9 protein-coding genes are annotated in these 8,736 nt (G+C 31.1%); 1 reads left to right on the top strand and 8 read right to left on the bottom strand.

The window, feature by feature from the left end; translation table 11 throughout:
• From RWQ73_RS07115 to RWQ73_RS07080, 8 genes are all read right to left on the bottom strand, one after another.
• A partial coding sequence (locus RWQ73_RS07115) for a CshA/CshB family fibrillar adhesin-related protein (protein ID WP_314407640.1) occupies positions 1-2,363 on the bottom strand: 2,363 nt, incomplete at its 3' end.
• 556 nt (positions 2,364-2,919) lie between these two features.
• Complete coding sequence (locus tag RWQ73_RS07110; RefSeq protein WP_314407639.1) at positions 2,920-3,246, bottom strand: hypothetical protein; 327 nt, start codon at positions 3,244-3,246, stop codon at positions 2,920-2,922.
• A complete protein-coding gene (gene rsmI / locus RWQ73_RS07105) occupies positions 3,230-4,060 on the bottom strand; it encodes a 16S rRNA (cytidine(1402)-2'-O)-methyltransferase (protein ID WP_314407637.1) in 831 nt (276 codons plus the stop codon). Before rsmI ends, RWQ73_RS07110 begins: the two co-directional genes overlap by 17 nt.
• 2 nt (positions 4,061-4,062) lie before the next feature.
• Positions 4,063-4,374: a GIY-YIG nuclease family protein gene (locus RWQ73_RS07100; protein ID WP_314407636.1), complete on the bottom strand. Its 312-nt coding sequence runs from the start codon at positions 4,372-4,374 to the stop codon at positions 4,063-4,065.
• On the bottom strand, positions 4,358-5,092 hold the full coding sequence (locus RWQ73_RS07095; protein WP_314407635.1) for a methyltransferase domain-containing protein: 735 nt from the start codon (positions 5,090-5,092) through the stop codon (positions 4,358-4,360). Before RWQ73_RS07095 ends, RWQ73_RS07100 begins: the two co-directional genes overlap by 17 nt.
• Position 5,093: 1 nt before the next feature.
• Positions 5,094-5,930, bottom strand: coding sequence for a DNA polymerase III subunit delta' (locus RWQ73_RS07090; protein WP_314407634.1), 837 nt, complete (start codon positions 5,928-5,930; stop codon positions 5,094-5,096).
• Positions 5,920-6,546, bottom strand: a complete 627-nt coding sequence (gene tmk / locus RWQ73_RS07085) for a dTMP kinase (protein WP_314407632.1) — start codon at positions 6,544-6,546, stop codon at positions 5,920-5,922. The genes RWQ73_RS07090 and tmk overlap by 11 nt, the downstream gene beginning before the upstream one ends.
• A 23-nt stretch (positions 6,547-6,569) precedes the next feature.
• Positions 6,570-7,748 (bottom strand): aminotransferase class I/II-fold pyridoxal phosphate-dependent enzyme, encoded by a 1,179-nt coding sequence (locus tag RWQ73_RS07080; RefSeq protein WP_314085505.1) that lies wholly within the window; start codon positions 7,746-7,748, stop codon positions 6,570-6,572.
• Between the two features lie 293 nt (positions 7,749-8,041).
• On the opposite strand from RWQ73_RS07080, the gene RWQ73_RS07075 reads away from it, so the two are divergent.
• Positions 8,042-8,736 (top strand): aminotransferase class IV (locus RWQ73_RS07075; RefSeq protein WP_314407630.1); only part of this gene is annotated, 695 nt, incomplete at its 3' end.

Genomic DNA, 8,736 nt, shown 5'->3' with positions numbered 1-8,736 from the left:
ATTGGTTTTTTAGTTTTATTATTGATATAAATAGGAGCAACATTCGTATCGATTACCGCATCCACATCATCTTTTTCATAAATATTTTTACCTTTTGGAGTGAAATGAACAGTAGCGCTTTGTTTTTCTACATTATTTCCAATTGTAGCATTTCCAATTGTAGTTTTCTTCTCTCCTTTAGGTGGGTGAGTAATCTTCGCATTAAAGTCTTCTACTTCCCCTGAGAATGCTAGGCCTGTAGGATTTTCTATTTCATCTCTACTTGTTGCAATACGTACTCTTGTACCTGCCTGAAGTAAACTTCCCGCATCTCTTGAAGTTTTATTTCTAAAGTGTAATGTTACATCGCCATCTTCTGTAATTTCAGCAATATCCGAAGCTTCCTCTTCGTCAAACTTACCATTACCATTAAAATCAAGCCACGAACGAACAAATGCTCTTTCAGCACCACCTGTGTGCGCTTGAATATTTAAAGTATAATAACCAGCTTCTGAAATATTGGCTTTAATAATATTTCCTTCACTACCTTTTAAACTATCAGGAAGTAATTGATTGATACCTTCATCCGCTGTATCGGTATCATCATCACCATGCCAGTTTTTAGGGGTACCAGTATCCGCATCCGGTCTTTCAGACCCTAAGTATGGCTGTTTTACTACGGCTCCTGTTAATCCGTCTCTCGTATTCATCGTGTGAGTTGCTTCACCATATGTTGTAGGAGCATCTCCTTCATCAATAGGCGCAACCCCTATCATGGCTGCTTGCGCTCCGCTTGAGAAAACGTACATCCCCACTTCTGTTGCATTTTTTGTCATTACAACAGGAACACTGTATTTCCCAGCTGTAACACCAGGTCCAAATACACCTGTGCCCAGACCGCCCGTTTCTTGGTCTGGATTCGTAAAGAATTTAGGTACTATCTTGTTCCCGGCACCTGCATCAAGGATAGCCTGAGTATTGTATACATCATTACCCCACGATGCATCTGGAATTCTTTTATAATCAGTTGTATAATAATTTAGCGGTCTATATCTATGAGCATCTGTATAGTTCTTTTTCAAATCTATGATTTGTTGCCAACCGCTACCATTAGTTGTAAAGACAATATTTTCTCCAGGGTTTGCACTTTCCGCATCGGCCATTACTACGGCTGGACGAACAACATTTCCTTTATAAGTACCACTAATTTCAAATTGAACCCCAATATTAGATCCAAGACGATCTGCTATAATAGAGGTTTTTCTTCCATTTGTATTAATACCATTATCTCTAATCTCAGACCACTGATCCTGAGCTTGTGCAGTAATTCTTACAGGGTTGTTATCAGTTCTTAAAATAAGTCCATTAGTCGCATTTGGATTAAAGGTTGCTTTCTCATCTGCTGTAGCATTATTTGCTTCCATACGCTTTCTATAAATTTCTGTCGCTTGGAATGGTTTTAATGATTTAACCTTCAACTTAATGCGGTAGTTAGGCATAATTTCTTTTTCATAAATTGAGCCTTCTTTTAAATATACATTTCCATTTTGTATATCAACATTTGACCAGCTATTTAGATCTGAGAAGTCTAACCATGCAATTTGTTTTGCAAGTCCTTCCGCTACTTTTCTCTCTGTATAAGGAGGTCTTGTAACTGCGGGAGTTTCTGTAGCATCTACTACATCTGCTCCAACCCCTATAGTTGTAGAAGTTGATGTTTCACCTGTTCTGAAACCAGTTCCTTCTTCCATCTTTTTACCATTACGGCTGTCTTTGTTTTTATTTTCTTTTGTAACTTCTTCAGCCTTAATTGATTTTAGGATAGTTGTTAACGAACTAATTTCTTTAGCTTTCGCATCTACTTCTGTTTGAGAAGTTGCAACATTAAATAAACCTTCTGCTGATGCCAGTTTATTAGATGCATCATTTAGAATAGTTTGTTGTTTAGTATTATTTTTAATTCTTCCAATCTGAATTTTTAATTCTTCAATTTTTTGAGCCAATACTGACTTATCTACTTCTTTTTGAGTTTTTTCACTAGTTTGTGCTTTAGCGCTAGTTTCTGCTTTTTCAGAAGTTTGTGTATTTAACTTTTCAGTTACCGCTTCTGCAACTTTTTCTCTTGTACTTTGAGCATTAGTTTCTAAAGGCTTAACTTCAGCTGGCGTCGAAATAGTCGCTGGAGACTCTTTTACATCTTCTACGCTTTTATTACTATTTTGCTGGGCAATACTATCACTCGCTTCTGCTACTCCAGCACCAAAAAGTAAACCAACACCTACAAGAACACTCGCCGTACCGACTTTGAATTTCTTAATTGAGTATGTTTCTATTTTTTCAGCTTTTTGTTCTAATCTTTTTTTAAGATTATTTTTTCCTACCATAAATTTTCTCCTATATAAATTTTCTTTATTTAAATATGCATACCTCGCCTAATATAACTATATAATATCACTATTTCATAATAAAATAAAGTATAAAACTCGAATTTACTGTATTTTTTTTTATATTTTTTATTTTTATAGTATTAATTACTTTAATAATATTACTAACATTTTCATAGTATATATATATATATATATCATTAGTTATTTATTAATCCGCTACTTATTAATAATACTCTTCTTACAACAAACGTTAAATTATTAAAAATAATTTTATTTAACGATTATTTCATAAGTTTGTATTTTTTCTTATAAAACAGATTGGCACTCTTACTAAACCCAAAAAAACATTGATGTTAACAGTAAAGAAACTATAACAATAGAAATAGACTTATCTTGTTATAAGCATACATTCAAACTAAAGCACTAGCAACTTATTATAAAACGATTCCCTAGTAAATCACTATAACTATTATTAAATCTTTCATCAGTATATCCCCATAAAATTTAATATTTTGCTCACTTTACAATTTTAACAACCTAAAAAAGACGAAATCTACTTATAGATCTCGTCTTTTATCATTGAAACTATCCCTTGAATCTCCTCATTAATTCTTTCATCTAGTTCCTCTTTTGTAATTAATTCATCATTATGTGCTTCTGTATAACCAAGTATTATACCTAAAGAATTTTTAACATTATGCAACATAATCTTTTTCTTTTGTTCATTCTTGTCTAACTCTGAACTTCTTCTATATATTAAAAATATATTTAAGAATACAAAAAATGTTAATGGCAGGAAAAATATTTTAATATGTATTGCGGCAATTAGAAAGATTACTATTAATATATTCACAGATACAAAACTAATCATATTTTTCATGATATAAACTATAAACCTCTTTTTTATTTATGCCATAATCTTTAGCAGTATTCTTAATAGCTTCTGATTTTTTCTCACCACTTTGAACTTTTTCATATATTAATTCTACAATGTCTTCAAGATTAAGTTCTTTGTGCTCCTCTTCTTTTGACGGAGAAACAATCACTACAAACTCCCCTTTTTCCTTAATCTTTTCACCTAACATCTCCAATATTACACTAGCCTCAAATGTTTCTATTTGTTCAAACATCTTCGTAAGTTCTCTAGCTACAGCAATTTTTCTTGATGGTGCTAGCTTAGCAATCTCTTCGATTAAATTTTTAACCCTATGTGGACTCTCATACAAAATCCCCGTTGTTTTTGAGTTCAAAATAACCTCTAACTTTTGTTTAAGTTCTTTACTTTTTCTTGGTAAAAATCCATAAAAAGTATAGTTATAAGATTCAATTCCACTCGCTACTAGTGCAGTAAGACCAGCATTAGCACCAGGTAAAACTACTACATCAAGCCCAGCGCTCTTTACCTTATCAACCAATACGTAACCTGGATCTGAAATACATGGCATACCTGCATCAGTTACTAACGCTATATCTACCCCTTCTTCTAAGTATTCAATTATTTTATCGCTCATTTTATCCTCATTATGTTCATGATAACTGATTAATTTCTTACCCTTTATTTCATAATGATTCAATAACTTCTGAGTATTTCTCGTATCTTCACAAGCTATAATATCCACTTCTTTTAACACTCTTAATGCTCTTAATGTAATATCTTCCAAATTACCGATTGGTGTTCCTACTAAATATAACATAGTTATTTTTCCTTTATTTTCATATTAAAATCTTTTATTTTTTGCCTTTTTTCTGTATTCAAATTTAATAATATATATTCTTCTTTTTTACTACGTGTCAATTTCTTAAATAAACTTTCCGCACGTGTAGCTTTGCTTTTCGTTTCAAACTCTTCAAAATAAATAAGTTTAACAGGTACTCTTACTCTCGTATACTTTGCGCCTTTTTTCGCGTTATGAGTTTTTATTCTTCTTATTATATCTGTTGTATATCCAGTATACCAAGTTTTGTCGCAACACTCAACTACATACATAAAGCTACTCATAAATTCCATACACTTTCTTCATCTCATCTGTATAGCTATCATCTTCATTATAAATATAAAACGGCTGTTCAACTTTAATATCACTAACCTTTGAAATACTACCTTCAACAAGTACTATTTTACTATTTTCACTTGAAGACTTACTGTATACAAATCTTATTCTCTTTATCGCTAGTCCATTTTTCTCACATTCAGAGATGATATCACTTATTCTATAAGTTCTATGAACTAGTGCAAACTTTCCATTTTGTTTAACTAAATATCTAATCGCCTGCACTACATCACTAAGGTTACATAATAGTTCATGTCTTGATATATTATGATTGTGTTTTTCTCTTTGATTCGGCATATTTTCAACAGGAAAATACGGTGGATTACATATAACATAGTCAAACGATGATGGTCTATAGTATTCTTTTACATTTTTTATATCACCGCTTCTCACTTCTACATTAGTAATTCCATTTAGCTTCAGACTCTTTCTACTAAGTTCAACTAAATCTTCTTGAATTTCTATCATTTCTATCTTAGCTGCGGATTTTTCTCTTAAAATTATCGAGATACCACCGTTACCACTACAGAGTTCTATTATATTTTTTTTAAAACTTTTTGGTACATTAGCAAAATACGGGAGTAAAAACGAATCTGTTGACATGCTATAATGATCAACTTTTTGTAATATCTTATAATTTTTCGAAACTGTATCTATCCTCAAATTATCTTCCATACTAACCTCGTATTAAAAATTCTAAATTATTATTATCTAATAAAACTGTAAAAAGGAACTTCTCTAAAACCAATGTAGCATTAATGTTTGATTTCAAATCTGTTACAGCTAGCAGTACTTTTTCCTGCACTTTACTTATGTTCACGACATCGTGTCGATTATTTTCGGTATAACTATTAGTTATTTGAATGCTCAAATATTTAAAAAATTCGACTATATCTTCTTTTGTTTTTAATATTTCTAAAATATAAATATTTGCTAAATGTGGTTTATTAATATATTTCCTTACATATTCAGCAACAAATTTTATCAGCTCTTCATTTTGTACACTTTCTATATTATTACTTTGACCAACTAATTTTATCTGTTGGCAGCGAGAAATAATTGTAGGTAATACCGCACTGATATTTTTACAACTAAGTATAGCTATAATATCATCTTCAGGCTCTTCTAAAAATTTAAGAAGACTATTAGCTGCTTGTTCAGTCATCTTTTCGATATCTTTTATCCAATATATTTTTTTACCATAAAATGCTTTAACACTCAAATCTGATTTTAAAGTTTGGATTTCTTCTTTTTTTATAGAAGTTTCACTTGTTAATCTATAAAAATCAACGTAATTTTCATGATTAATACTTCGACAATTATTACATTTTTCACAACTGAAAAATTCCTTATTTTTATTTTCTAAGCAAAATATCGCTTTAACAAAACTTAAAATAAACTCATCACAATATAAACTATCCTCACCTATTACTAAATAGGCATGGGATAGTTTATCAGTTTTTAATGTATTTGTTAAAGATTTTATTACAACTGTATCTTTACTAAAGTTCATTGTTTAAAAATCCTTCCAATATTGAAAGTGCCTGCTTTTGGACATTCTCAAAAGTATCACTAGCATCTATTACTTTAATACGCTCGCTATTTTCTTTTGAAAGATTGTCATAACCTCGTTTAACATTTCTGTAAAAATTCAAACTTTCTTGATCCATTCGGTTATTATCATCTCTGTTTTTTGTGCGAGCTAATCCTACTTCAACATCTAAACAAAAGTATAACGTTAAATCGGGTTCAAGATTATCAGTAGCATACGCATTTATATCCAAGATTTCTTGTTTATCTAAACCACGACCATATGATTGGTAAGCTACTGAACTATCTACAAAACGATCACATATAACTATATATCCATCATTTACATACGGTAATATTTTTTTTACAATATGATCACGTCGGCTTGCACAAAACAGTAGACTTTCAGTCTTTGCATCGATATCATTTGAACTATCAAAAAGAAGCTCTCTTACTTTCTCACTAAATACTGTTCCACCTGGTTCACGTGTGGTAATTACTTTATACCCTTTTTCTTTTAAATAGTCTGTAGCAAAGGTAATAAAACTAGTTTTACCTGAACCATCTGAACCCTCTACTGTTATGAATTTCCCCTTCATTATAATGACCTTTCTACTATAATTTATTTATTCATAAATTGAGAAATTCTTTCAACAGCTTCTTTAATATTTTCTATGCTAGTTGCATAACTAATTCTAAAGAAATCATTGTATGCTTTCCCAAATGCTGTTCCAGGAATAACTCCCACACGTGCTTCTTTCGCTAATAATTTACAAAATTCCATGGCTCCTAGGTCACGATATTTTGCAGGAATTTTAGCGAATATATAAAATGCTCCATCTATTTCTGGAATTTCAAATCCTAATTCACGAAGTCTTGGAACCATATAGTCTTTTCTTTCTCTATAAGTTTCAATCATATGATTATTATATTTATCAACATTCTCGTCACTTAATGCTACTACAGCTGCATCTTGAATGAATGTTGGTGCTCCAGATACTGTAAACAGGTGGAATACACCAATTTTTCTAATCATTGCCTCAGGAGCTGCTATAAAACCAATACGCCATCCTGTCATAGCATGTGATTTTGATAGTCCGCTAATTAGAACTGTTTGCTCCGGAATAAATTCTGCTAGAGATGTATGTTTGAAATTATAAGTAATATCACCATAAATTTCATCACTAAGTACAAAGATATCGTATCTAGCTAATACATCAGCAATTTCCTTAACCTCATCTCTTGTGTAAGAAACTCCACTTGGATTATTAGGGTAGTTTATTAAAATTGCTTTTGCATCTTTATTTTCTTCTAAAGCTTTTTCTAAATCACTTGGACGTACTTTAAAGCCATTATCTACAGTATCGATAAATTTTATATTACATTTATTTAAAATACCCACTCCTTCATACGCTGAAAAATAAGGTGTTACAACTAAAATAGTATCTCCCTCATTCGTAATCGCTGAAATAGTATGTTCTATCGCCGCTGAAGCTCCAATCGTCACAATAACCTCATCAGAGCTGTAATTTACATTATATCTCTTTTCCAAATTTTTAGCCCATGCTGATCTTAGAGCTTCTATACCATTATTTACAGAATAGTGAGTTCTGTTGTTATCTAGTGCGACTTTAGCCGCCTCTTTTACTTCTTCAGCAGTGTCAAAGTCTGGTTCTCCTAATGTAAGTTTAATAATACCATCTATTGATGAAGCAAATCTATCAAATTCTCTAATAGGCGAACCTGTTAGATTAGCTAAAGATGTATTAAATTTGTTTTCTAATGATTTTTTTATATCCATATATATCTGCCTTCTTTCTTTACTAGGTACATTATTAATAATATATTTCTAATATTGTAACACATTTTCAATAAAAATTAAATTAGTATAAGTAATATTAAGAGAAAAATATTAACAATAGTACTCTAAACATTTTATAGTATTTTTATAAATTTTGCAACAAGAAATATCGGATAGTTTCATTAAAATTTCAGAAAATTTAAAGAAAAGTATTGAAAAAATATTCAATTAGTATTATAATAGTTTTATTAAGTTAACAAATTAATTGTTTTAAGATAAGGAGAAATATAATTATGACAAAACTAACAGTAAATGATATCAGAGTAGAACTTACAACTACACCTAAAGAAAAAACACCTGATGACAAACTTGGTTTTGGATCGGTTTTTACCGACCATATGTTTATCATGGATTGGTCAGTTGATAAAGGCTGGTATGATCCTCGTATCGTTCCTTATGGTCCAATACCTGTATCACCTGCATTAAATGTATTACACTATGGACAAAGTGTATTTGAAGGTATGAAGGCATACAACGCTAATGGAGAAGCAGTTTTATTCCGCCCTGAACAAAACTTTAAACGTTTAAACAAATCTTCAGATCGTATCGCTTTACCTGAATTAGATGAAGAATTTGCATTAGCTGCACTAAAAAAACTAATCTCTATCGATAAAGATTGGATTCCTAAATCTGAAGGTACTTCACTATATGTTAGACCGTTCTTATATGGTTCAGAAGAAGCACTTGGAGTACACCCAAATAACGAAGTTAAATTCGTAATCATTTTATCTCCATCAGGAAGCTACTTCAAAGCAGGTCTTCAACCTAATAAAATTTATGTAGAACATGAATATGTTCGTGCAGTTCGTGGTGGATTTGGATTTGCTAAAACTGCAGGTAACTATGCTGGATCACTTAAAGGTCAAAAGAAAGCACAAGAACTTGGTTACTCTCAATCACTATGGCTTGATGGAGTAGAACAAAAATA

The sequence above is a fragment of the uncultured Gemella sp. genome (assembly GCF_963525875.1).
GTDB lineage: Bacteria > Bacillota > Bacilli > Staphylococcales > Gemellaceae > Gemella.
Note: the sequence above shows the minus strand (reverse complement) of the source record. Positions and strands in the feature narration are given on the sequence as shown.